Origin of the sequence: Promicromonospora kroppenstedtii (assembly GCF_044389675.1) — a bacterium.
GTDB classification, from domain to species: Bacteria; Actinomycetota; Actinomycetes; order Actinomycetales; family Cellulomonadaceae; genus Promicromonospora; species Promicromonospora kroppenstedtii.
In genome coordinates this window covers 440,658-464,573 of record NZ_JBIRYI010000001.1, presented here as the reverse complement: position 1 = coordinate 464,573, position 23,916 = coordinate 440,658, and the positions used below count along the sequence as shown (strand labels likewise).

24 protein-coding genes are annotated in these 23,916 nt (G+C 73.1%); 15 read left to right on the top strand and 9 right to left on the bottom strand.

Features of this window, described 5'->3' with window-relative positions:
* Window positions 1–24: 24 nt before the first annotated feature.
* The 4 genes from ACH47X_RS02075 to ACH47X_RS02060 form a co-directional block, all read right to left on the bottom strand.
* Window positions 25–771: an HPr family phosphocarrier protein gene (locus ACH47X_RS02075; protein ID WP_397400932.1), complete on the bottom strand. Its 747-nt coding sequence runs from the start codon at window positions 769–771 to the stop codon at window positions 25–27.
* Window positions 768–1,451, bottom strand: a complete 684-nt coding sequence (gene dhaL, locus ACH47X_RS02070) for a dihydroxyacetone kinase subunit DhaL (RefSeq protein ID WP_142033627.1) — start codon at window positions 1,449–1,451, stop codon at window positions 768–770. Before dhaL ends, ACH47X_RS02075 begins: the two co-directional genes overlap by 4 nt.
* 19 nt (window positions 1,452–1,470) lie before the next feature.
* Window positions 1,471–2,466: a dihydroxyacetone kinase subunit DhaK gene (dhaK, locus tag ACH47X_RS02065; protein ID WP_397400930.1), complete on the bottom strand. Its 996-nt coding sequence runs from the start codon at window positions 2,464–2,466 to the stop codon at window positions 1,471–1,473.
* A 178-nt stretch (window positions 2,467–2,644) separates the two neighbouring features.
* Complete coding sequence (locus ACH47X_RS02060; protein ID WP_397401506.1) at window positions 2,645–4,042, bottom strand: bifunctional folylpolyglutamate synthase/dihydrofolate synthase; 1,398 nt, start codon at window positions 4,040–4,042, stop codon at window positions 2,645–2,647.
* A gap of 109 nt (window positions 4,043–4,151) precedes the next feature.
* On the opposite strand from ACH47X_RS02060, the gene ACH47X_RS02055 reads away from it, so the two are divergent.
* Both ACH47X_RS02055 and ACH47X_RS02050 read left to right on the top strand, forming a co-directional pair.
* The gene (locus tag ACH47X_RS02055) at window positions 4,152–5,336 is read left to right on the top strand and encodes a hypothetical protein (protein WP_397400928.1); all 1,185 of its coding nucleotides are present in this window, start codon (window positions 4,152–4,154) and stop codon (window positions 5,334–5,336) included.
* A 209-nt stretch (window positions 5,337–5,545) separates the two neighbouring features.
* On the top strand, window positions 5,546–6,787 hold the full coding sequence (locus tag ACH47X_RS02050; RefSeq protein WP_397400926.1) for a hypothetical protein: 1,242 nt from the start codon (window positions 5,546–5,548) through the stop codon (window positions 6,785–6,787).
* Between the two features lie 79 nt (window positions 6,788–6,866).
* Here ACH47X_RS02050 and ileS read toward each other — a convergent pair whose 3' ends face one another.
* Window positions 6,867–10,172 carry an isoleucine--tRNA ligase gene (gene ileS, locus ACH47X_RS02045; protein WP_397400924.1) on the bottom strand — a complete coding sequence of 1,102 codons (3,306 nt, stop codon included), beginning with the start codon at window positions 10,170–10,172 and terminating at the stop codon, window positions 6,867–6,869.
* A 319-nt stretch (window positions 10,173–10,491) separates the two neighbouring features.
* Here ileS and ACH47X_RS02040 point away from each other — a divergent pair, with 319 nt between their 5' ends.
* The 5 genes from ACH47X_RS02040 (at window position 10,492) to ACH47X_RS02020 (ending at window position 14,382) form a co-directional block, all read left to right on the top strand.
* Entirely contained in the window at window positions 10,492–11,118 is a 627-nt protein-coding gene (locus ACH47X_RS02040) for a SigE family RNA polymerase sigma factor (protein ID WP_397400922.1), read from the top strand.
* Complete coding sequence (locus ACH47X_RS02035) at window positions 11,115–11,846, top strand: hypothetical protein (protein WP_397400920.1); 732 nt, start codon at window positions 11,115–11,117, stop codon at window positions 11,844–11,846. The genes ACH47X_RS02040 and ACH47X_RS02035 overlap by 4 nt, the downstream gene beginning before the upstream one ends.
* Window positions 11,847–11,979: 133 nt before the next feature.
* Window positions 11,980–13,011: a type IV toxin-antitoxin system AbiEi family antitoxin domain-containing protein gene (locus ACH47X_RS02030; protein WP_397400918.1), complete on the top strand. Its 1,032-nt coding sequence runs from the start codon at window positions 11,980–11,982 to the stop codon at window positions 13,009–13,011.
* A gap of 177 nt (window positions 13,012–13,188) precedes the next feature.
* Window positions 13,189–13,836 carry an FMN-dependent NADH-azoreductase gene (locus tag ACH47X_RS02025; RefSeq protein ID WP_397400916.1) on the top strand — a complete coding sequence of 216 codons (648 nt, stop codon included), beginning with the start codon at window positions 13,189–13,191 and terminating at the stop codon, window positions 13,834–13,836.
* A gap of 93 nt (window positions 13,837–13,929) precedes the next feature.
* On the top strand, window positions 13,930–14,382 hold the full coding sequence (locus ACH47X_RS02020) for a MarR family winged helix-turn-helix transcriptional regulator (protein WP_397400914.1): 453 nt from the start codon (window positions 13,930–13,932) through the stop codon (window positions 14,380–14,382).
* Window positions 14,383–14,399: 17 nt separating this feature from the next.
* On the opposite strand, the gene ACH47X_RS02015 is transcribed toward ACH47X_RS02020, so the two are convergent.
* From ACH47X_RS02015 to ACH47X_RS02005, 3 genes are all read right to left on the bottom strand, one after another.
* A complete protein-coding gene (locus ACH47X_RS02015) occupies window positions 14,400–15,977 on the bottom strand; it encodes a molybdopterin-dependent oxidoreductase (protein WP_397400912.1) in 1,578 nt (525 codons plus the stop codon).
* A gap of 80 nt (window positions 15,978–16,057) precedes the next feature.
* Window positions 16,058–16,861, bottom strand: coding sequence for an SDR family oxidoreductase (locus tag ACH47X_RS02010; RefSeq protein ID WP_397400910.1), 804 nt, complete (start codon window positions 16,859–16,861; stop codon window positions 16,058–16,060).
* Window positions 16,862–16,935: 74 nt separating this feature from the next.
* Window positions 16,936–17,439 carry a hypothetical protein gene (locus ACH47X_RS02005; protein ID WP_397400908.1) on the bottom strand — a complete coding sequence of 168 codons (504 nt, stop codon included), beginning with the start codon at window positions 17,437–17,439 and terminating at the stop codon, window positions 16,936–16,938.
* Between the two features lie 352 nt (window positions 17,440–17,791).
* Between ACH47X_RS02005 and ACH47X_RS02000 the strand changes: the two genes are divergently transcribed.
* The 8 genes from ACH47X_RS02000 to ACH47X_RS01965 all read left to right on the top strand — a co-directional run bounded on the left by ACH47X_RS02000 (window position 17,792) and on the right by ACH47X_RS01965 (window position 23,011).
* Window positions 17,792–18,802: a putative F420-0 ABC transporter substrate-binding protein gene (locus ACH47X_RS02000; protein WP_397400906.1), complete on the top strand. Its 1,011-nt coding sequence runs from the start codon at window positions 17,792–17,794 to the stop codon at window positions 18,800–18,802.
* Window positions 18,799–19,848 carry a putative F420-0 ABC transporter permease subunit gene (locus ACH47X_RS01995; protein ID WP_397400904.1) on the top strand — a complete coding sequence of 350 codons (1,050 nt, stop codon included), beginning with the start codon at window positions 18,799–18,801 and terminating at the stop codon, window positions 19,846–19,848. Before ACH47X_RS02000 ends, ACH47X_RS01995 begins: the two co-directional genes overlap by 4 nt.
* A complete protein-coding gene (locus ACH47X_RS01990; RefSeq protein WP_397400902.1) occupies window positions 19,845–20,696 on the top strand; it encodes an ATP-binding cassette domain-containing protein in 852 nt (283 codons plus the stop codon). The genes ACH47X_RS01995 and ACH47X_RS01990 overlap by 4 nt, the downstream gene beginning before the upstream one ends.
* A 67-nt stretch (window positions 20,697–20,763) precedes the next feature.
* Window positions 20,764–21,159 (top strand): nitroreductase family deazaflavin-dependent oxidoreductase, encoded by a 396-nt coding sequence (locus tag ACH47X_RS01985; RefSeq protein WP_397400900.1) that lies wholly within the window; start codon window positions 20,764–20,766, stop codon window positions 21,157–21,159.
* Between the two features lie 56 nt (window positions 21,160–21,215).
* A complete protein-coding gene (locus tag ACH47X_RS01980) occupies window positions 21,216–21,698 on the top strand; it encodes a GNAT family N-acetyltransferase (RefSeq protein WP_397400898.1) in 483 nt (160 codons plus the stop codon).
* 19 nt (window positions 21,699–21,717) lie between these two features.
* On the top strand, window positions 21,718–22,206 hold the full coding sequence (locus ACH47X_RS01975; protein ID WP_036963994.1) for a GNAT family N-acetyltransferase: 489 nt from the start codon (window positions 21,718–21,720) through the stop codon (window positions 22,204–22,206).
* A gap of 122 nt (window positions 22,207–22,328) precedes the next feature.
* On the top strand, window positions 22,329–22,490 hold the full coding sequence (locus ACH47X_RS01970) for a hypothetical protein (protein WP_397400895.1): 162 nt from the start codon (window positions 22,329–22,331) through the stop codon (window positions 22,488–22,490).
* Entirely contained in the window at window positions 22,490–23,011 is a 522-nt protein-coding gene (locus ACH47X_RS01965; protein ID WP_020016904.1) for an alpha/beta hydrolase, read from the top strand. Before ACH47X_RS01970 ends, ACH47X_RS01965 begins: the two co-directional genes overlap by 1 nt.
* A gap of 23 nt (window positions 23,012–23,034) precedes the next feature.
* On the opposite strand, the gene ACH47X_RS01960 is transcribed toward ACH47X_RS01965, so the two are convergent.
* Window positions 23,035–23,832, bottom strand: a complete 798-nt coding sequence (locus tag ACH47X_RS01960; RefSeq protein ID WP_397400892.1) for an alpha/beta fold hydrolase — start codon at window positions 23,830–23,832, stop codon at window positions 23,035–23,037.
* Between the last annotated feature and the right edge of the window lie 84 nt (window positions 23,833–23,916).

Here is a 23,916-nt window from a genome sequence, read left to right as displayed (position 1 = left end):
AACTGCAAAAAGATGAGACCGCGATCACACCTCGCCGAACCCGGACTCGATCATCTCCGCGACGGTACGCACGGCCTCCGCGGCGCCGTCGCCGGTGGCCTCCACCCGCAGCTCCCGGCCCTTCGTGGCGCCCAGGGCCATGAGCTGGAGCACGCTGGACGCGTCCACGCCGTCGATGGTCACGCTCGCCCCCAGCTCGGCCACCTTGCGCGAGACCAGCGCCGCCGGGCGGGCGTGCAGGCCCAGCGGGTTGCGGACGGTCACGGTGCGCGATCCCTCGGCCGGCGGGGGCGACGTCGCCTCGCCCGCCTCGGGCGGCTGCGCCGCACCGATCGCCGCGAACATCCCGACCGACGCGTTGGCCGACGCCAGCACCGCGTCGCGGTCGGCCCCGCCGTGCGCCGTCACGGCCGCGGCGACCGCGCCCTCGACGAACGGCGCGCGGGCGAGCACCGCGTGCTCGGCCAGGGTGTCGTCCAGCTCCAGCGCCGCCTCGACCGTCAGCACCGAGGACCCGAGGTCTCCGAGCACGACGACGCCACCGCCCGGGGCGGGCGCGCCGTCACTGGCACCGGATGCCTCGGCCAAGGCGGCCAGGACCTCCTGGAGGGTCTCCTGGATCGCGTCGAGCGAGGTGCCGAGGCCGCCGTCGGGGCCACCGCCCACGCCGCGGACCAGCACGTCGGGCGCCATCTGGCCGGCAAGCTCCGCCGCCCCGCGGGCCAGCTCAGCGGAGTGCGAGACCAGGACGAGCGCGACCCGCGCCGTCATGCCGCGCCGCGGGGGTCGGCCGACGCCGGTCCGGACAGGGCGGCGGCCAGCGCCGCGCCCAGGACCAGGGCGGTGGACCGCGCACCGGGGTCCTCGTGACCCGCGCTGCGCTCGCCGAGGTAGGACGCCCGCCCCTTGGTCGCCACCATCGGGATCGTCGCCGTCGCGGCCTTGTCGGCCGCCTCGGCCGCCGCGCGCAGGACGTCCACCTCGGAGCCGCCGTCGCGCGCCGCGGCCTCGGCGGCGTCGACCGCAGGCTGCCAGGCGTCGACCATCGTCTTCTCCCCCACCGTCGCCTTGCCGCGCGAGGACACGCCCTCCAGCGCGGCCTCCAGCACGGCGACGACGGCCGGCGGGTCGATCTGCGGCCGGCCCGAGACCTTCGCCGCGCGCAGGTACGCCGTGCCGTACAGCGGGCCGGACGCGCCACCCACCGTGGACATCAGGGTCGTCGCCACCAGCTTGAGCACGTCGCCGACGGTCCGCTCGTCCGCGCCGGCCGGCTGGGCCGCCGCGTCGTCGAGCCGCGCCACCACGGCCCGGAACCCGCGATCCATGTTCTCGCCGTGGTCGCCGTCGCCGATCTGCCGGTCGAGCTCGGTGAGCTCGTCCTTCGCGTCCGCGACGGCCACCGCCGTGCGGCGCACCCATCGCTCCGCCCAGTCCGCGTCCAGCGTCATGTCTCGGAACCTTCCTGTCTCACCACCGGAGTGCTGCAGTGTTCACCGGCGCGTCCCAGAGGGCCTCCAGCTCGTCGTCCAGCCGGAGGACGGTGACGGATGCCCCCTGCATCTCGAGGGACGTCACGTAGTTGCCCACCAGCGACCGGGAGACCGTGACGCCGCGCTCCTCGAGAAGGCGCCGCGCTCGACCATAGACCACGTAGAGCTCGGACAGAGGGGTGCCGCCCATACCGTTGACGAACAGCAACACTCGGTCGCCACCGTCCAGCGCGAGATCGTCCGCGACCGGCGTCAGGAGCATCTCCGTGACCTGGTCGGCGCCGACGGCGGCCACCCGGTGCCGGCCCGGCTCGCCGTGGATCCCGATGCCCACCTCGATCTCGTCCTCGCCCAGGTCGAAGCTGGGCCGGCCCACATGCGGCACGGTCGGCGCGGCCAGCGCGACGCCCATGGTGCGCACGTTCGCGATGACCCGCTCGGCCACGGCCCGCACGGTCGCGAGGTCGGCACCCCGCGCGGCGGCGGCGCCCGCGATCTTCTCGACGGCGACCGTCCCGGCGACCCCGCGGCGGCCGGCGGTGTACAGGGAGTCCTCGACGGCGACGTCGTCGTTCACCAGCACCGAGGCGACCTCGACGCCCTCGGCCTCGGCGAGCTCCACCGCGGTCTCGAAGTTGAGCACGTCGCCGGTGTAGTTCTTGACGATCGTGAGCACGCCGGCGCCACCGTCGGCGGCCTGGATCGCGGGCAGGATCTGGTCCGGCGTCGGCGAGGTGAACACGGCGCCCGGGACCGCGGCGTCGAGCATGCCGTCACCCACGAACCCCGCGTGCAAGGGCTCGTGCCCTGACCCGCCGCCGCTGACCAGACCGACCTTTCCGGTGACCGCACCCCCGGCGCGGCTGACGAAGACCGGTGAGGTACTGACCTGCACCAGGTCCGCGTGAGCGAGCGCGAAGCCGGCCAGGGAGTCGGCGACGGCGTCAGCGGGATCGTTCAGCAGCTTCTTCACGACGACCTCCTCGCGGGACTGTGCGGCCCGGCGCCGGCGCCGGGCCCGCGAACACGTCCCCTGGGGTTCATGTAACACCACGGCGGGCCGGAACGTACAGAAACCCCGGGATCGGGCGCACAGGTCACCCGGGTGACGTGTGCGCCCGACCCCGCAAGTCGGGGTGCCCGGCATGGGCTCAGACGCGGCCCACCAGGATGCGCGCGTCCGCCACCGTCACCACGGAGCCCGTGACCAGCACGCCCGTGCCAGCGGCAGCGCCGGCCGTCTCGTCGGCCTCGGCCAGGTCCGCCGCGACCTGGAGCGCCTCGTCGAGGCGGTCGGCCACGTGGACGCGCTCCTCACCGAAGACCTCGCGCGCCACCTCGGCGAGGTCCTCCGGGTCGGCGGACCGTTCCGAGGAGTTCCGGGTGACCACGATCTCGGCGATGCTCGGCTCCAGGACCGAGAGGAACCCCTCGGAGTCCTTGTCCGCCATGACGGCGACGACCGCCACGACCCGCTCCAGGTTGAACGACTCGCCGAGCGCGTCCACCAGGGCCTCGGCGCCGGCAGGGTTGTGCGCGACGTCGACCAGCACCGTGGGGCTGGAGCGCACCAGCTCGAGACGGCCGGGGACCTTGACGTCGGCGAATCCCGCCTCGACGATCTCGGCGCCGAGCGCGCGGCCGCCACTGATCAGGGCCTCCGTGGCCGCGAGCGCCAGCAGTGCGTTGTGCGCCTGGTGTGCCCCGTGCAGCGGCAGGAAGATCTCGGTGTAGACGCCGGCGGGCGTACGCAGGTCGAGGAGCTGGCCGCCGACGGCGATGCGGCGGTCCACGACCTCCAGGTCGACGCCCTCGCGGATCAGGTGCGCGTTGACGGACTGCGCGCGGGCGAGGATCGGCTCGAGGGCGGCGTCGGACTGCTCGGCGACGACGGCGACGGCGTCCTTCTTGATGATCCCCGACTTCTCGGTGGCGATCTCCTCGATCGTGGACCCGAGCCAGCGCTCGTGATCCATGGCGACGGGCGTGATGACGGCGACCTCGCCGTCCACGACGTTGGTGGAGTCCCAGGTGCCGCCCATACCGACCTCGACGATCGCGACGTCGACGGGGGCGTCGGCGAACGCGGCGAAGGCCATGACGGTGAGCACCTCGAAGAAGCTCAGGCGAGGTCCACCCTGCTCCTGCGACTCGCGGTCGGCGACGCCGATGTAGGGCGCGACGTCCTCGAAGACCTCGACGAAGCGCTCCGGGGTGAGCGGCTCGCCGTCGATCGCGATGCGCTCGGTGACGCTGGTCAGGTGCGGGGAGGTGAACCGTCCGGTGCGCAGGCCGTGCTCGCGCACCAGGCGCTCGACCATGCCGGCCGTGGAGGACTTGCCGTTGGTCCCCGTGATGTGGACGGTGCGGTAGGCGCGGTGCGGGTCTCCGAGGAGCTCGAGGACACGCTCGACGCGGGCCATGGTGGGGTCGATGTCGTGCTCGGGCGCGCGGGACAGGATCTCCTTGTAGACCGAGTTCAGCGCCTCCTGGATCGCGGGGTCCGTGTTCTCGGCGCCGCGGCTGGTGCCACGCCTGTTCTTGCGCATGTTCTTCTGGGAGTCGTCCACCCTCAGAGGATAGGTTCCGGTGAGCCACAGGGCCGAAACGGTGCCCTATCCTGCGGGGACGCAGGACCCAACCGTGCGAGGAGACGCTGTGCCCGAACCCGGTCCGTCCAGCACTCACCGTCGCCTCGAAGGCACTTTCGAGCCCTCCGGGCTCCCGTCCGCGGTACCCGCCGTGGTGCTCCCGGACCATCTTCTGCCCACCACTCCCGGGCCGGTTCCGGTCGAGGTGCTGCATGCGGGGCGCGGGACGCCGGCATGGGCCTGGGCGGAGCGCGTCTGGGGCGACGTGCCCGGCACTGCAGTCTCCGGCGACGGCGAACGGCCGCCGACATTCTGGCTCACCCGGCTCACGAGCGAGCGCCTCGGCCTGGGCACCGGGCCGGCCGCCGTGTCCCTCGTGCTCCCGGACCCTGAGTCGTTCACCCGGGTCCTGCCGCTGGTCCACGATCTGCCAGGGAACGGGGAGGTGCAGGTCAGCCGTGGCATCGTCGACAGCCCCACCCCCCGGATCATGGTGCGCAACGGGGTGGCCGCGTGGGTCACGCTCGTCCCCCGCGACCACGTGCGGCCGGGGACGACCCGCATCTCCAACCACCTGAGCGCGGTCACCGCCCCGTTCGGCGAGGCATCCGCCGACTCGGAGACGGTCTTCTTCCGTCCGCTCGTCGGCCAGGGCCGGGCCGGCCGTCGGCGGAGCCTGTTGGCCAGGGCACACGCGTGGGCGCGATCCGCGGCCGAGCGCTGCCTGCGCTGGTTCTTCCTCGCGCCCGAGCAGGAGATGCGGGTTGCCCTGGCCCATCCCGACGACGAGCACCAGCACCTGGTGACCATGCAGGACGTCGCACTGTCCCGGCTGGGAGTCCGCTCGGGCGACAACGTCATCGTCCGGTGGGGCGCGGCCGAGGTCGAGGTGACCGCCGTCGCCGACCACGACCCGGTCACCCCCGTGTCGGCGGGCCTGACGCACGACCCGACGACACCGCCCCGACCGGACGGTATGGCACCGCACCTGGCCGTACGGGTGCCGAACGCCCTGCGGCACCTGATCGACCTGCCGGCCGCCGCCGTCGTCACGGTCCGTCGCAGCACCCGGTCCATGCTGGCGCGAAACCTCAACAGCCTCGTGATCCCGGTCGCCTCGCTCGCGCTCGCGGGTGCCGCTCTCAACGACCCGAACTGGGTACTGCTCGGTTGCGGAGCGGCGGCGACCGCGGCCCTCGGCCTGAGTCGGCTCCGGATGGGCAGCAACCGGGCGGTACGCCTCAAGGACTGACCAGATCTGCTGCTGAACCGGGTTCACCAGGCCCCAGCCGACCGCCACCCCGCCCCGGACGGTCGCGCACCGCCTGCTGAATCTCGGTCAGTCCCCGACCTGCAGCTGCGCACCACACGCGTGTGTTGCGGCTTTTCACCCCGTCGAGAACGATGACTTCGCCGCATCGGACGAGATGCGCAGGGGTTCGTCGAGGGGGAACCAGCAGCATGGGACGAAAGAGCACGGTGCAGCGCACGATCGTCATGGGGGTCGCGGCCGTGGCACTCGCGATCACGGTCCAGGCCTCGGCGGCCGAGGCTCCGGCCGCCACAGGGCAACCGGCACCAGGCCGGCAAGCCCAGACGCAAGCCGTGCAGGCCGCCGTCGACCACACCGCGCACGCCGCCACCGCACTCGCCGGGGCGCCCGGCTACGCCGGTGTCGCCGTGGACTACGACGCCGCGCGCGTCACCGTCTCCTGGAAGGGCGCGGCGCCGGCGGCCGTCGAGGACCTGGCGGCAGCGGCCGACGGCGTGACCGTCGACGTCGAGCGGGCCGCCCTGAGCGGAGCGGACCTGCACGCCGCCAGCACCCGCCTGCTGGACGGCCAGCGTGCGGCCCACGGCCCGGCCGCCGTCGTGGCCGCCTACCCGGACGACGGCTACGCCGGGCTCGTCGTCGAGGTCGCCCGCGACTCGGCCGCCGCCGGATCGGCCGGTCTCGACCGGGAGCTCGCGGAAGCCGCGGGCGTCCCGGTCCGGGTCGAGCTCGTCGCCGACGGCGTCATGTCCACCTCCGCGAGCCGGCGCAACGACGCCTCCCCCTGGCACGCCGGCAGCGCCATCGCCTCGAAGGACGGCACCGACTACTGCACGACGGGCTTCTCGATCGTCGCGCCCGGGGGCCACGAGCGGATCGTCACCGCCGCCCACTGCAACGAGTCGGTGGGCGACGTGGTGCGCGACGGCGCGGGCCAGCGCATCGGCACGGTCTCCAGCCGCGAGACCAGGCTCGACGCCGAGCTCATCAAGCCCGACGGCACCGCGGCGAGCCGCGTGTACGGCGGCCCGTGGAACGCCTCCCACGGCGACCGGCGCTACCGGTTCCGGGTCGCCGGGGTGCAGGAGCCCGCCGTCGGGCAGAACATCTGCGCCTCCGGGGCCGTCACGGGCGAGCACTGCGGTGCCAAGGTGCGCGCCGTCGACGTCGCCTGGAGCTGCGGCACGGAGACCTGCCACGGCTTCCGGGCGAGCCGGGAGGACGGCGGCGTCGTGGTCGGAGGCGGCGACAGCGGCGGCCCCATGTACGCGATCATCGACGGCGAGGCGTACGCCCGCGGCATGATCGACGGCGGCTCCAACCGCCGCAGCTGCGGCAACACCTCGGTGTCCACGCAGTGCTTCTCGTACGTCTACGGCATCCCGATGGTGGACATCCTGAGCAACTGGAACGCCCGCATCAACCGCTGACGGCGCCGCCGGACGCGACACGAGGGGGCCGGAGCGCAGACGCTCCGGCCCCCTTCACGACCTCCGGTCAGACCCCGGGTCAGGCCTTGGTCACGGCCACCGCGCGCTCGGCACCGACGGTCACGTCGAGCGAGGTCGCGAGCGTCTCGCGGGAGACCAGCTCGCGGTGCGCCTCGACGGCGGCGACCCACTCGGCAGGGACCGTCAGGTCCAGTGCGATCCGGTCGGCCACCTGGAGGCCCGCGGCCTTGCGCGCGTCCTGCACGTCGCGCACCACGTCGCGGGCGTAGCCCTCGGCGCGCAGCGCGTCGTCGAGCTCGAGGTCGAGCACCACGAAGCCGCCGCCGGCCAGCACGCTGGCGGCCGTGGTGGGCTCGGCGCCGGCCTCAGCCGCGTCGCCCCCGACCACGGTCGTCAGCTCGTACTCGGTCTCGAGCAGCTCGACGTCGCCGTCGGCGGTCGCGACGACCACGGCACCCGCCTCGGTCTTGGACCAGTCCCCGGCCTTCGCCGCCTTGATCACGGCCTGCACGCCGCGGCCCAGGCGCGGACCGGCCGCGCGAGCGTTGACCGCGAGCCGCTCCGTCACGCCGAACGACGCCGCGACCTCGGGTGAGAAGGCGACCAGGCGCACCTCCTTGACGTTCAGCTCGGTCTCCAGCAGCCCCGTGAACGGCGCGACACCGTCGGGGTCCGCGACCGCCACGACGAGCGAGCGCAGCGGCTGCCGCACGCGCAGCTTGTTCGCCTTGCGCAGCGCCAGCGTCTGCGACACGACGGCCCGCGCCGACTCGACGGCGGCCACGAGGGCGTCGTCGGCCACCAGGACCTCGCTCTCACGGGAGCCGGGTGCCAGGGACGGCCAGTCCGTCAGGTGCACGGAGCGCTCGCCGGTCAGGCCGCGCCAGACCTCCTCGGTGAGCAGCGGCGCGAGCGGTGCCATGACCCGGCACAGCACCTCGAGCGCCGTGGACAGGGTGTCGAACGCGTCGGCGTCCTCGGCCCAGAACCGGTCGCGCTGCGTGCGCACGTACCAGTTGGTCAGCGCGTCGAGGTACTGGCGCACCGAGTCGCAGGCACCGGCGATGTCGTACACGTCGAGCTGCTCGGTCACGTCGGCGAGCAGGCCGCGCGTGCGCGCCAGCAGGTACCGGTCCATGACGGGCAGCCCGGCCACGCGCTCCGGCGTCAGCGGCTGGGCCGCGTACCCGGCGCCGTCGTTCCCGGCGTTCGCGTACAGGGTGAAGAAGTAGTACGTGCTCCACAGCGGCAGCAGCACCTGCCGGACGGCGTCACGGATGCCCTCCTCGGTGACCACCAGGTTGCCGCCGCGCAGGATCGGCGAGGCCATGAGGAACCAGCGCATCGCGTCGGAGCCGTCGCGGTCGAAGACCTCGTTGACGTCCGGGTAGTTCTTCAGCGACTTGCTCATCTTGCGGCCGTCGGAGCCCAGCACGATGCCGTGGGAGACCGCCGTCTTGAACGCGGGCCGGTCGAACAGCGCCGTGGACAGCACGTGCATCATGTAGAACCAGCCGCGGGTCTGGCCGATGTACTCCACGATGAAGTCGCCCGGGAAGTGGTGCTCGAACCAGTCCGAGTTCTCGAACGGGTAGTGCACCTGGCCATAGGGCATGGAACCGGAGTCGAACCAGACGTCCAGCACGTCCTCGACGCGGCGCATCGTGGACTGTCCCGTCGGGTCGTCCGGGTTGGGCCGGGTCAGGTCGTCGACGTAGGGGCGGTGCAGGTTCGGCTTACCGTCCTCGTCCAGCGGCAGGCGGCCGAAGTCACGCTCCAGGTCCGCGAACGACCCGTAGACGTCGATGCGGGGGTAGGCCGGGTTGTCGCTCTTCCAGACCGGCACGGGCGAGCCCCAGAACCGGTTGCGCGTGATGGACCAGTCGCGGGCGTTCTCCAGCCACTTGCCGAACTGGCCGTCCTTGATGTGCTCCGGGACCCAGGTGATCTCCTGGTTGAGCTCGCCCATGCGGTCCTTGAACTTCGTCACCTCGACGAACCACGAGGACACGCCCATGTAGATCAGGGGGTTGCGGCAGCGCCAGCAGTGCGGGTAGGAGTGCGCGTACTGCTCGCGACGCAGCAGCACGGTGCCCGGCGTCGTCCGCCCGGCCTCGTCGTCACCCGCGCCGCGTGTACGGGCCTTGAGGTGGTCGATGATCGGGGCGTTCGCCGCGAAGACCTGCAGGCCGGCGTACTCCTCGACCGGGAAGGTGAAGGCGCCGTCCGCGCCCACGGGGATGACCGGCTCCACACCCTCACGGTCGCTGACCTGCTTGTCCTCCTCACCGAAGGCGCCCGCGTTGTGCACCAGGCCGGTGCCGTCGGTGGTGGTGACGAAGTCGGCCTCGACCACGCGGTGCGCGCCCGCGTGCCCCTCGTAGTAGGCGAACGGCGGCTCGTAGGCCGCGCCGAGCAGGTCGCTCCCCTTCAGGTGCCCGACGACGGTGGGCTCCTCGTTGCCCTCGTCCGTCAGCTCGCGCGCGTACGCCGCCACGCGCGCCTCGGCCAGCACGTACCGCTGCGGGGTGCCGGTGAAGGACGACTCGACGATCGCGTAGTCGACGTCCGGCCCCACCATGACCAGGAGGTTGGACGGCAGGGTCCACGGCGTCGTGGTCCAGATCAGCAGGTGGTCGTCCGCGCGCAGCGTGTCCGCGCCCGCCGGCACCTCCGTGACCCGGAAGCCGACCGTGACGGCCGGGTCCTGGCGCTGCTGGTAGACGTCGTCGTCCATGCGCAGCTCGTGGTTGCTCAGCGGCGTCTGGTCGTTCCAGCAGTAGGGCAGCACGCGGAAGCCCTCGTAGATCAGGCCCTTGTCGAACAGCGACTTGAAGGCCCAGACGACGCTCTCCATGAACGTCGGGTCGAGGGTCTTGTAGTCGCCCTCGAAGTCCACCCAGCGGGCCTGGCGCGTCACGTACGCGCGCCACTCGTCGGTGTACTTGAGCACGCTGGAGCGGCACGCGGCGTTGAACTTGTCGATGCCGAGCTCGACGATCTCGTCCTTGGTCTTGATGCCGAGCTGGCTCATCGCCTCCAGCTCCGCCGGCAGGCCGTGCGTGTCCCAGCCGAAGCGCCGCTCGACACGCTGCCCCTTCATGGTGCGGTAGCGCGGCACGACGTCCTTGGCGTACCCGGTCAGCAGGTGCCCGTAGTGCGGCAGGCCGTTGGCGAAGGGCGGGCCGTCGTAGAAGACGAACTCGTTGCTGCCGTTCTCGCCGGCCGGGCGGGCCTCGACCGAGGCGCGGAAGGTGTCGTCCTTCTCCCAGTAGGCGAGGATGTCGCGCTCGAGATCGGGCAGGCTGGGCGACGCGGGCACGGGGTCGGCGGCGTCGCTGGGACGGTGCAGCGGATAGGCCATGGTTCTTCTGGCTCCTGGCGGGTTCAGCGGTTCGGCAGCAGGTGGACTTCTGTGGTGCTCTGCTGCGAGGACGCCGCACCTGGGTGCGCCGCGGTACCACCCCGCTTGCCGTCCGCTGGCGCGGTCGGCCGCTCGTTGACGGCTGTGACGGGCCTACCCGTCCGGGTCTAGTAGGGCTCTCCCGCTGTGGGTTCGCCTGTTCTTCCGGAGGCTCACCGGTGATGGCCGGGTCGATGCCTGTGGGGCAATCGTACCGGGCGTCGGCAAGCCGAAAGATCCTGCGTGCAACCTGATCGCGCCCGGGGTGCGTCCAGGGGGCATGAGCACAATCAGCGAAGCGACCGGTCCCCCGGTCCGCGCCTCCCGGCAGACCGCGCCGCACGTGGGCCCGGACGGCGGGTCCTCGGCGGCCCCCGGGTTCGCGGTGGTCCGCACCGGCGCGTCCGCCGAGGAGCAGTTCCGGCTCTTCGCCGTCGAGCACACCGCGGCGCTGCACCGCATCGCCTACCTCCTGTGCGGGGACGACCACCGCGCGCACGACCTCACCCAGATCGCGCTGGAGCGCACCTACCGCCGCTGGTCCCGGATCGACGGCAACCCGTTCGCCTACGCCCGGAAGGTGCTGGCCACCGCCCGCATCGACGGTTGGCGACGCACCCGCCGCGAGGTGCTCCAGCCGCCGGAGGACGTGGTCGGCGCGCAGGAGGCGCGGCAGGACGCCGTCGGCGACGGCAGTGCCCAGGTCGCGGAGCGGGAGCGCCTCGTGCGGGCGCTCCGGCAGCTCGGGCCGGGCCAGCGGCGGGTGGTGGTGCTGCGGCACCTGCTCGACCGGTCGGAAGCCGACGTCGCCGAGGAGCTCGGCGTCAGCATCGGCACCGTGAAGTCCCAGGGCGCACGCGGCCTCGCCCGCCTGCGCACGTTGCTCTCGGAAGGAGCAGAAGCATGACCAGGAACGACAGCAACCCGCCCGTCGACGACGGCTGGGTGGACCACCTGCGGGACGTGGTGGGCGGCGTGGTGCCGCCGACTCCCGCCGACCCGCACGACCTGGCCCGGGTCGCGGTGCGACGCACACGCACGCGCCGGGCTCTCCTCGCGAGCGGGGGCGGCCTGACGGCCGTGGCGGCCTTCGCGGGCGCTGCGTTCGGCCTCGGGGGCCCGACGACGTCGGGCGAGCTGCTGCCGGCGGCGTCGGCGTCGGCCTCCGATCCTGTTGCTTCCCGGGAGGTTCCGGCGGGGTGGCACACGGAGGAGCTGGAGGGCCTCACCTACGCCCTGCCCCCCGAGATCGTGACGAGCGGACCTGTCGCGGACGAGCCCGGCGAGACGTCGGAGATGTGGCACAGCAAGGAGGACCCCGACTCGCCGCCGTTCCTCCGGATGGCCTACTACGACGAGGGATCCGAGAGCGCGACCTGGCCGGGCATCGCCGAGCGGGGCGACGGCGAACCCTTCGAGCTGACGGGAGCGGCGAGCGCCCTCGAGTTCGACGTCGCCGCCGAGGCGGGAGGGCTGCCGACGGGCACCGAGGTCCCCGACCACGCGCAGGGCCCGACCATGCTGGTCATCGAGCCGACCGCAGGAGATGGCGCGTACGTCATCACGATCACCCAGTTCGGCGACACGGCCGAGGACTTCGTCGAGGCCTTCCTCCCGACGCTGTCGCTCGCCTGACCCTTCGCCGACAAACTACCGACCATGCACCTGCTGCCAAACCCGGACCCGGCCTGGCAGCAGGTGCATGGTCGCTCCCGCACTTGTGGACAACAAGAGCGATCAACGGACGGCATCCGCTGTAATTGAACCCATGCCGCCGAAGCTGCCCGTGCCACCATCGCTGCTGGACCTGGCGCGCAGGCAGGCCGGGCTGGTGTCCTCCGAGCAGTGCGACGCCGTCGGCGTCGGACCGTCTGCGCGGCGCAACCTCGTCGCACGAGGCGGGTGGCGGCGCCTGACCCGCGGGGTCTACGACACGGGCAAGGCCCCGAGCGACCTGCACCTCTTCGACGTCGATCGGCTGCGCGCCGCCTGGACGGCGCTCCTGGCCAACCGCCGCGCGATCGCCGTCGGCGCCTGCGGGCTCGTGCTGCACGGGGTCCAGGGTCTGCCGCGACGGATCGCCCCCGAGGCGACTTTCGCGGGCGGCGTCGCACGCAAGTCACGGGACGGGATCACGTTCCGCCAGTACGCGAGCGAGCTCACCACCGTCGAGGTCCAGGGCCGCCAGGTGGTCGAGATCGTCCAGGCGCTCGTCCAGGCACTGCCGACGCTGTCGCGCGAGCAGGCGGTCGCCTGCCTGGACAGCGCCCTGCACCAGGGGCTGATCAACGCGGAGGACCTGACCACCATCCGGCGCCGACTGGTGAACCGACGAGGATCACGCCGCGTTCTCGACTGGCTGCCGCTGGCGGACGGCCGCGCCGAGTCCCCGCCCGAGAGCCACGCCAGGCTGCGGCTGCACGACGCCGGGATCGCGCCCGACGACCTGCAGCGCGACTTCTTCGACGAGCGCGGACGCTTCCTGGGCCGTGCCGATCTGGCGTGGCATCTGGGCGCCGGTCGATGGCTGATCGTCGAGATCGACTCGCGGGAGTTCCACGGCGCCGACCGGCAGGTACGGCACGACGCCGTCCGCCAGAACGGACTGGCCGGCGAGGGCCAGAACATCGTCCTGCGGTTCTTCCCCGGCCACGTGACGGGTGGCCACCTCGCCGGGGAGGTCGCCCTGGTCCTACGGCGGGAGGGCTGGCAGCCAGGCTCGGCCCTCCCGCCCCGACCGGCCCGATACCTGTCGACAGCGGGCCAGCGGGGCCGCAGGCAGCGCGCCCAGGCGAAATGACCATGCACCCATTGCCAGGACGTGCCCGAGCTTGGCAGCAGGTGCATGGTCGATCGGGACGACCACCAAGAGGAGTGAGCCAGATCACACCCGCCGTGGAAATACTATGTGGTTCACGAATGATTGACCCTGGAGGCCAGATCAGCCGGACACGACACCTCCAGGAGGAACCCGACCATGGCAACACTGCTGCACATCGACGCGAGCATCCAGGGCGACAGCTCGGTCAGCAGGCAGCTCACCGCGCGGGCCGCGAGCGCCTGGCGCGCCGCGCACCCGGAGGGCACGGTGACCTACCGCGACCTCGGCGCCCACCCGGTGCCGCACTTCGATGCCGCCGCGAACCAGAGCCGTGGCCTACCGGCCGACCAGCACACGCCCGAGCAGGCCGAGTCGTGGGCCCGGATCTCGGAGCTTGTCGGTGAGGTCGCCGCCGCCGACACCGTGCTGCTCGGCCTGCCGATCTACAACTACGGGGCCCCGAGCACCGTGAAGTCCTGGGTGGACCACCTGATGGCGCCCGGGCTCTCCTTCGACCCCGAGACCGGGAAGGGCCTGCTGGGCGGCCGCGACTTCGTCGTGGTGGTCTCCCGCGGCGGCGGGTACGGCGAGGGCGCGCCGCGCCAGGGCTGGGACCACGCGACGGCGTGGCTGCCGCACGGTGTGGCGATGGTGGGACTGGAGCCGCGCTTCATCACGGCCGAGCTGACGCTCGCCGGGACCAACCCCGCAATGGCTGGGCTGGTGCCGCTGGCGGAGGAGAGCCGCCGCCAGGCCGAGGCCGAGATCGACGACCTGTGGGCACCTGCGGTCGTCACCGCCTGAGCCGCGCCTGAGCCGCCGCTCACGGCGTAATTCCCCACGTCGCGACCCCGCGCTCCCGTAGAGTTGCGGGGTCGCGACGACGAAGGAGAAGCCGTGGAGGAGTCGCCGGTCCTGGACCAGTCCGTACGCCGGTCGGGCGCGCTCATCGACTACCTGGCCCGCCACCTTCGCCGGCGCAGCGAGTCCGCGCTGGCACCGCTCGGCCTGCGCACCCGGCACCTGGTGGCACTCACCGTGCTGCGCGACCGGACCGAGATCACGCAGCGCGACCTGGCGACGGCGCTCGTGCTGGACAGCACCAACATCGTCGGTCTGCTCAACGAGCTGGAGGAGCGGCACCTGGTCGAGCGCCGCCGGTCCCCGCAGGACCGGCGCCGGCACGTCGTCTCGCTGACCGACGACGGCGTCACGCTGCTCTGCCGGGCGGAGACCGCGCTCAGTGCCGTCGAGGACGAGGTCTTCGAGACCCTCGACCCCGAGCAGCGCGCCCAGCTCCACGAGCTGCTGGTGGCCGCGACGTCGGCGGCACCCGACTCCTTCTGCTGAACCCCGGCTGAGCCGGCTCAGCCCACCGAGACGGTCACGGTGTGCCAGCCCGACGCGCCGTCGGGGGCGGGCGGCGCCTCGGTCTCGGTCTGCACCTGGCCGTCGGCGTCCGTGGCGCGCACCGCGAGCGTGTGGTTGCCCGCGTCGAGGTCGATCGAGACGTGCCACTGACGCCACGTGTCGGGGCCGACGGTCTCTGCGAGCTCGGCGGTGACCCAGTCGCCGTCGTCGGGCCGGACCTCCACCTTGGCGATGCCCGTGTGCTGGGCCCAGGCGACGCCGGCCACGGTCACGGCGCCGGCGGGCGCGGAGCCGCGGGGCACGTCGATGCGCGACTCGATCTTGATGGGCCCCAGGGCGGACCAGCCACGCGGCGTCCAGTAACCCTGGTCGGCGTCGAAGGTGGTCACCTCCAGCGAGGTGACCCACTTCGTGGCCGAGACGTACCCGTACAGGCCCGGCACCACCAGCCGCGCCGGGAAGCCGTGCTCGACGGGCAGCGGCTCGCCGTTCATGCCGATCGCCAGCAGGCTCTCGCGGTCCGGGTCCTGCAGCACCTCCAGCGGCGTGCCCGCGGTGAACCCGTCGCTGCTGCGGGAGAGCACCATGTCGGCGCCGGCGCGCGGCTTGGCCCGCTCCAGGAGCGCGCGGATCGGGTAGCCGAGCCAGAGGGCGTTGCCGATGAGGTCGCCGCCCACGGTGTTGCTCACGCAGGCCAGCGTCACGTGGTGCTCCTCGAGGGGCAGCGCCAGGAGCTCGTCCCAGGTGAGGGTGAACGGCTCGTCCACCAGGCCGCGGACCTCCAGCGACCAGTCCTGCGGGTTCAGCTGCGGCACGATCAGCGCGGTGTCGATGCGGTAGAAGTCCGGGTTCGGCGTGATGTACGGCGTCAGGCCGTCGAGCTCCAGGTCGGCCCCCGCGGGCACGGCGGGGGCCGTGGTGCGCGCGGTCGGCAGGCGCAGCTTCTCGCGGACGGCGCTCACCGCCGTCGAACCCGCCGACAGCACGCGCGAGCCCACGAGCGCCAGCGCGGCGACGCCCACGGCGATGCCGGACACGGTCAGGAAGCCGCGACGGTCGACCGCGCCGTCCGACGTCGACGACGCCCGCTGGGCCGCCGCCGGGCGCAGCCGCGCGACGGCCGCCCGCAGCAGGAGCACCGCGGCGCCGAGGCCGATGATGCTCGGCAGCGCCCACAGCGCCGTCGCGTCCGGCCGCAGGACGGCGACCATCGCCCCGACCACGCCGACCGCCCCGACGAGCACCGAGCCCGCCGGTGGGCGGCGCAGCTCCAGCCAGCCCGCGAGCGCGGCGCCCAGGGCCAGGACCACGCCCATCGTCCCGAGCAGGACCGCCTTGTCGTTCGTACCGAACCACTGGACGGCGAAGTCCTTGAGCCAGCCCGGCACGGCGTCGATCACGGCGGACCCGCCCGCGAAGAGCGTGCTCGAGCCGGGCGCCACGACGGCCGCGACGAGCTCTGCCACGGCGAGCCCCGCGCCTCCGGCCAGCACCCCGGCCAGTGCCGCCCAGCCCGCGTCGCCCGGTGAGCGGTCGGCCTGCGGGGCGGCCGGGCTCTCGGTTTCCTGCGTCATGGGCTCAGCCTGGCACGGCTTCCTGTGCGGGCCGAGCCCCGGCGAAGATCATGACGATCTCGTAAGAACTGCCGGCGGTTTCAGATCCCGGTGCCGCGCACGATCTTCGAGTTGTGTGCCTGGGCGCGCGGCCGGACCGTCACCAGGTCGATGTTGACGTGGTCGGGGCGGGACACGGCCCAGGCCACGATGTCTGCGACGTCGTCGGCCACGAGCGGCGTGTAGCCCTCGTAGACGGCGGCGGCCTTCGCGGCGTCGCCGCCGAACCGGACCAGCGAGAACTCCTCGGTCGCCACCGCCCCGGGCGCCACCTCGATGACCCGCACCGGCTCGCCCGCGATCTCCCAGCGCAGCGTCTGGGACAGCATGTGCTCGGCGTGCTTCGCGCCCGTGTATCCCGCACCGCCCTCGTACGCGCCCTGGGCGGCGGTCGAGGTCATGTTCACGACGTCGGCCACGCCCTTGGTGGCGCCCGCCTCCCGCAGCAGCGGCAGCACGGCCTTGGTCACGCGGAGCGTGCCGAGCACGTTGATCTCGTACATCCGGCGCCAGCCGTCGATGTCGGCGTCCTCCACGCGGTCCAGCCCCAGTGCGCCGCCCGCGTTGTTCACCACGGCGTCCAGCCCGCCGGTCGCGGCGAGGTGCTCCGCGAGGGCGGCCACGGCGTCGTCGTCGGTCAGGTCGACGGCGTAGACCTCGCAGCCGGTCTCCGCCGCGAGCGCCTCCAGCCGGTCCGCGCGGCGCGCGGCCGCCACGACCTGCCAGCCGTCGGCGCGCAGGCGGCGCACGGTGGCGGCGCCGATGCCGGACGATGCCCCGGTCACCAGGGCTCGCCGGGTCGTGGTGGTCTCGGGGCCGGTCTGCGGGGCGGTGCTGTCGCTCATGTCGGCACCCTAACCTCGTCGATGCCCCGCCCGCGGGGTGGTCCGCGGGCGGGGCCGGCCGGACAGGTCGACGGTCAGCGGCGGATCCAGAACGAGCTGATCCGGTCGTTCATGAACGCCCCGACGTAGTCGACGTCAGGTCCGTCGCTGACCGAGCTGAACCAGTAGGCGCTGTCGCCGTCCTGGCTGTAGCCGTCGTACGCAGTGACCTCGTGGCACTGACCGTAGGTGTAGAACCCGGAGATCTCGTTGTCCCAGATGATGTTCGTGCCGAGCCGGTACCCGGAGGAGTCGCACGGGCCGTCCTCCCCCGAGACGATGATCCGGGTGATGTGCGGCGGGCTGTTGTAGGCGTTCCAGAACCACTCCATGAGCAGCACATCGGGTCTGTCGGCGGCCACGAAGGCTGCCGAGGTCGGATCGTCGCTGCACGTCTGCGACTTCACCGGGGAATTGCCCCCGTCCGCCGCCTTCTCGATCTCGACGACGCAGAATCTTCCCTTCCCCGGTTCCTGCGCCGCCGCGGCAGCTGCGGTGCTCGTCGAGATGCTCAGCACGAGCAGTGCTGAGGCGGCCATTGCGGCCGACTGTCGGGCACGTCTCCTGGCGTTGAGTCCCATCGGATCTCCCCTGGTCATCCGGATTCGTGGAGCTTGACGGTTCCCACGGTGTCGGTCCCGAGTCGAAGACGCACCAACGTTCGGTCGAGGGCGAAATTGCCGGTCCACCGGGTGCCCGACGCCGAGAGCGAAAGCGCCCGGGACGCGCAGATCAGCCGGTGTAATGTGGCGGCCGGGTCGCGGGCCACACTTTGGCCCGCCGACGCGGCTCTCGTCGTGAGCCGCTTTCCCACCGGACGCGAGATGGCGCGTCGCTGTGCACCCATGGCATCCACGCCGTGGGCTGTTCGTCGACCCCTGGAGACTCCGCGTGAACCCCCGCGTCCGTCCGTCCCGTCAGTACGCCCTGCCCGCGCTCGCCGCGGCCGCCGTCCTGTCCCTTGCCGCCTGCTCGGCCTCCGCCCCCGGTACCGCCGACGCCGCGGGCGCGTCCCCGGCGTCGGGCGGCTTCCCCGTCACGCTCGACAACTGCGGGTTCGAGACGCAGGTCGATGCGCCGCCGGAGCGCGTCGTGACCATCAAGTCGTCCACCACGGAGATGCTGCTCGCGCTCGGCCTCGGTGACCGGATCGTCGGGTCGGCGTTCCTCGACGGGCCGGTGCCAGACTCGCTGGAGTCCGTGCCCGCCGTCGACGAGCCGTTCGCCGACGAGGCGCCGGGGTCGGAGGCGACCCTCGCCCTGGAGCCCGACCTGGTCTACGCGGGCTGGGAGTCCAACCTGACGGCCGAGACCGCGGGCGACCGCGAGACGCTCGCCACGCTGGGCGTGGCCACCTACGTCTCTCCCGCCGCCTGCAAGGCGGAGGGGTACATGCCGGACCCGCTCACCTTCGACACGGTGTTCGCGGAGATCGAGGAGGTCGGCTCGCTGTTCGACGCCGACGACGCCGCGGCCGCGCTCGTCACCCGGCAGCGGGCGGCGCTGGACGCGATCGAGCCCGACGACCGCGGGCTGACGGCGCTGTGGTGGTCCTCGGGCGACGACACCCCGTACGTGGGCGCGGGCATCGGCGCGCCCCAGATGATCATGGACGCGGCCGGGCTGACCAACGTCTCGGCCGGCGTGCACGACACCTGGACGTCCCTGGGCTGGGAGAACGTGGTCGAGGCCGACCCGGACGTGATCGTGCTGGTCGACGCCGCCTGGAACAGCGCGGACGCCAAGATCGAGGCCCTGGAGTCCAACCCCGCCACCCGCGAGATGAGCGCCGTCAGGGGCGACCGGTACGTGATCGTGCCCTTCCCGGCGACCGAGGCCGGTGTGCGGAACGTCGACGCCGTGGCCTCGGTGGTGGACCAGCTGGCCGAGCTCGGCCTGTGAGCGCCGCCGTGCGGGTGCCCGCCGGGCCGAGACGGCCGGGGAGCGTGCTCGCCCTGCCCGTCGCGGCGCTTGTTCTGGTGCTGAGCGTCGGCGTCGCGGTGACGATCGGGCCGGCCGACATGGCCCTGGCCGAGGTCGGCCGGTCGGTCGCGACGCACCTCGGGCTGGGCGGGCTGCTCGGCCTGGAGCCGCTGCCCGCGCTGCGCGACGGCATGGTGTGGCAGCTGCGGATGCCCCGGATCCTCACGGCGGCGGCGGTCGGGGCCGGCCTGGCGGTGTGCGGCGCGGTGATGCAGTCGCTCACGCGCAACCCGCTCGCCGACCCGTACCTGCTGGGGCTGTCGTCGGGTGCGTCGCTGGGCGCCGTGCTGGTGCTGCTGGCCGGCGTGCCGCTGCTGCTGCCGGTCGCCGCGTTCGCCGGGGCGGTCGGTGCGCTGGCCCTCGCGCTCACCCTGGCCGGGGCACTCGGCACGATCACCCCCACCCGCACGGTCCTGGCGGGGCTGGCGATCAGCCAGCTCTGCGCCGCGGCGGTGTCGTTCGTGGTCTTCTGGTCGGCCAAGGGCGACGCGTTCCGCGAGGTGCTGTCGTGGCTGATGGGCTCGGTCGCATCGGCGACCTGGACGTCTGTGGCGATCGCCGGGGGCGCCGTCCTGGTGCTCGGCACGCTGCTGGCGCTGACCGGGTCCGTGCTCGACGCGTTCACGTTCGGCGACACCGCGGCCGCCGCCCTCGGCGTCCCCGTCAACCGCGCCCGCTGGATCCTGCTGATCGGCGTCGCGCTGCTGACCGGGGCGCTCGTGTCGCAGAGCGGGTCCATCGGGTTCGTCGGGCTGATCCTGCCGCACGCGGTGCGGCTGTTCACCGGCGCGCGGCACCGGCTGCTGCTGCCGCTGTCCGCGCTGGCGGGCGCGTCGTTCCTGGTCTGGGCCGACACCCTGGCCCGCACCGTGTTCGAGCCACGCGAGCTGCCGGTCGGCATCGTCACCGCGGCGATCGGCGCCCCGGTCTTCGCGTTCCTCCTGTGGAAGGGAAACCAGCGGTGAGTGACGAACGTCTGCGGGACCCCGGAACGCCGGGCGCCGGGCTGGCGGCCGACGGCGTGTTCTGGGAGATCGGCTCCCGGGCGATCCTGGACGACGTCGGGGTGCTCGCCCCGGGCGGCGCCGTCACGGGGCTGCTCGGGCCGAACGGGTCGGGCAAGTCCACCCTGCTGCGGGTGCTGGCGGGGGCGCAGCAGGCGGGCCGGGCCGGGTCGGGCGACGCGGCGCCGTCGTCGGCCTCCGGACCGTCGCTGGAGTTCGACGGCGCCGACCTGGCCGCCCTGCCCCGCCGCGAGCGCGCCCGCGTGCTCGCCCTCGTGGAGCAGGACGCCACGACCGACCTGCCGCTGACGGTGCTCGACGCGGTGCTGCTGGGCCGCATCCCGCACCGCTCGTTGCTGGCGGGCGACTCCGACGCGGACCGTGCGGCCGCGCACGCGGCCCTGGACGCCGCGGGCGCCAAGGAGCTCGCGGACCGCGAGGTGGGCACCCTGTCCGGCGGGGAGCGCCAGCGGGTGCACATGGCCCGGGCCCTGGCCCAGACACCGCGGCTGCTGCTGCTCGACGAACCGACCAATCACCTGGACATCGCGGCCCAGCTGCACGCCATGCGGGTGCTGCGGGACCTCGCGGCGGACGGCGTGACGGTCGTCGCCGCCCTGCACGACCTGAACCTCGCCGCCGCGACCTGTGACCACCTGGTGCTGCTCGACCACGGCCGGGTGGTCGCGGCGGGGCCGGTCGGCGAGGTGCTCGTCCCCGAGGTCCTGGAACCCGTGTACGGCGTGCGGGTCGACGTGCTGCGCCACCCCCGGACGGGCCGGCCGGTGCTCTCCTTCGAGCGCGGCTGACGCCCGGCCGCGGACGGATCCCCCTCCTGGGCTGACGGATGCGCCGACCTGTTCCATGATGGGAGCCATGGCCGCACCAGATTTCGTCGTCCAGGCAGCGAAGGTCCTCAACCCGTGGGTGCTCCGGGTGGCGGGCCGGGTCCCGCCGTGGGTGGTCCTGCACCACGTGGGCCGTCGATCGGGCGCCGAGTACCGCACTCCCCTGGTCTCGTTCGCGGCCCGGCCGGACGAGCAGGTCCTGGCGGTGCTGCCGCTGCCGTGGGGTTCCGGCACCGACTGGGCCCGCAACACGATGAGCGCCGGCACGGTACGGCTGACGCGCGGCGGGTCCGAGTTCGTCGTCAAGGACGTGCGGCTCGTGCCGGCGTACGAGGCCGTCGGCTGGCTCGCGACCGTGCCGTCCCGGCTGCTGTCGGCGGTCGGCGTCGAGGAGTGCCTGGTGGGGACGCTGCACAAGGGCTGATCCGCGGGTCGGCCGCGTGTCATCGGACACCCCGGCGCGGGAGTATGTTTCGCGTCGTGATCTTGCGCACAGCCACTCTGTCTGATGCCGCCGCGGTCGCCCAGGTGCACCACACCACCTGGGTCACGACCTACGGGGCGATCCTCCCGCCCGAGTTCTGGGCCACGGCCACGCTCGAGCGGCGCGTCACGACCTGGGAGCGCTGGCTGTCGAACGGCGCGGCGCCCGTGGTAGCCGACGCCGACGGCGAGGTGGTCGGCATCGCGATGGCCGGCGACGCCGTCGAGCAGGAGGACGTCGCCCCTGTTCGCGCCCGGCAGCTCTACCTGCTGTACGTGCTCGCGGCATACCACGGGACCGGCGTCGGGCAGGCGCTGCTGGACGCCGTCGTGCCGCCCGGGACCCCCGCCCAGCTGTGGGTCGCCGAGGACAACCCGCGGGCGCGCCGCTTCTACGAGCGCAACGGGTTCGTCATGGAGGGCGCCCGGGTGGTCGACACGAGCACCGCTGACCTCGCAGAGGTCCGGATGGTCAGGTAGTCGGGTTACCGTTCCCCCCATGTCTGACTTCCACGTCCGCGCCTCGACCCCCGACGACGCCGTCGGCATCGCCGCCGTGCACTGGACCACCCGGCGCGCGATGTTCGAGGATCTGCTGCCGCCCGAGCACTGGAACACCGAGACCCTCGGTACCCGGACCGAGGGGTGGATGCGGATCCTGGCCGCCGGCAACAAGGCGCTCGTCGCCGAGGTGGGCGACAAGATCGTCGGCTTCGCGATGAAGAACCCGTCCGGCCCGCACCTCGGGCAGCCGCCGGCCAAGTCGGTCGAGCTGCACGAGCTGTACGTCGACCCGGCCTTCCACGGCACGAACGTGGGCCACGCGCTGCTGGAGAACATCCTGCCGCCCGGCACGTCGGCCCAGGTCTGGACGTTCGCGTCGAACCCGCGGGCGCGCAAGTTCCTGCAGCGCGCCGGGTTCCTGCCCGACGGCGTCACGGCCACCGACCCGGACACGGACCTGCTGGAGGTCCGGCTGGTCCGCTGAGGACTGCGGCGCGGCGTGGTCGGCAACTGGTGGGTGGTCGGCAGAAGGTCAGGTGGTCGGCAACTCGGAATACCGACCACGTGACATTCTGCCGACCACCCGAAATCGCAGCCGCGGCACTCGTGGCCGGCGTCGCGCAGCGGGTGCTCGACGCCGGACACCGGGTCTGCCTCTACACCGACCAGGTCAACCTGGCCGTCGACCCGGTCATGCAGCCGGGTGAGGCGGTAGCGTCCGCCCCGGAACGGACGCACCCGTCCGTTCCCGCGACGAAGGAGAGCTGATGGGACGCAGGGCGATCATCTTCCACGGGACCAACGCCAGGCCCGAGTGGATCTGGTACCCGTGGCTCGCGGACCGCCTGCGGGAGCGCGGGTACGACGTCGAGACGCCGTACCACCCCGGGACGAACGTCGAGCCGGTCGCCACGTTCCTGCCGACCGTGCTGGACGCGCACACCTTCGACGCCGACACGGTGCTGGTGGGCCACTCGGGCGGGGCAGCCCTGCTGCTCGCGCTGCTGGAACACCTCGACGTGACGGTTGCGCAGGCGGTGCTGGTCGGCGGCTACTCGACCAACCCGAACCCCGGCCCGGAGCCGGTGCTCCAGGAGTCCTACGACTGGGACGCGATCCGCGCGCACGCCCGGGACCTGGTGTTCCTCAACTCCGTCACGGACGAGTTCGGCTGCGACGCCGAGCAGGGCCGCGCGATGTTCGACCGGCTGGGCGGCACGCTCGTCGTGCGCGACGACGGGCACTTCACCGAGGACACCCTCGAGATCGCGGACCGGCTGATCCCCTGACCCCAGCGGCGCCAGGGCACGCGCTACCTGGCCAGGAATTCCAGCAGGCCGCGGTTGAAGGCCGCGGGCTGCTCGATGTTGGCGGCATGGCCGTCCTTCGCGATGACCGCCGCCGTGCCGTGGGGCGCGATCCGGGCCGCCGCGGCGGCGTGGCCGGAGGGCCAGAGCTCGCTCTCGGCGCCCGCCACGAACAGGGCGGGCACGTCGCACCGGGCGATCACCGGCCGCCAGTCCGCGCGGGCGTGGTCGCCGAGGACCTCCAGCTCCGGGTCGGTGATGGTGCGCGAGCCGCCGGCCATCGCCCGCAGGAGGCGCAGGGTGCGCATGCCACGCAGCCAGACGGAGCTGCCGTGCCCGGTGGGCGGCGGGCCGGCCGCGAAGTACGTGTCACGGTTCGACTCGTCGTAGCCGTAGTACCCGTACGGCCAGTCGGCGGTGTTGAGCATCTTCGGTGTCTGGTCCACGATCACGACGCTGCGCAGGCGCGCGGTGCCGCGCTCGGCCACGTACGCCCACACCGTGTTGCCGCCCATCGAGCCGCCCACCAGGGTCACGTCGCGCAGGTCGAGCTGCTCCAGCACGGCGCCGACGTCGCGAGCGCGCCGCCGCATGGTGGCACCGGGCGCCATCGGCTCGGTGGCGCCGTGCCCCGGGAGGTCGACGGCGAGCACGCGGTAGCCCGCCCGCGCCAGCGCGGGGACCTGGAAGCGCCAGGAGGCCGCAGCCGCCTTGAACCCGGCGAGCAGCACGACCGGTCTGCCGTCGGCGGGGCCGGATTCGGTGAGATCGAGGCGGACGCCGTCGTCGGTGCGCAGGTGCATGCCGTCACACTAGCCAGGGGCGACGACGGACCGCCCTGCGAGACGGACCGCCCCTGACGCACAGCCGCGACATACTGGCGGGCG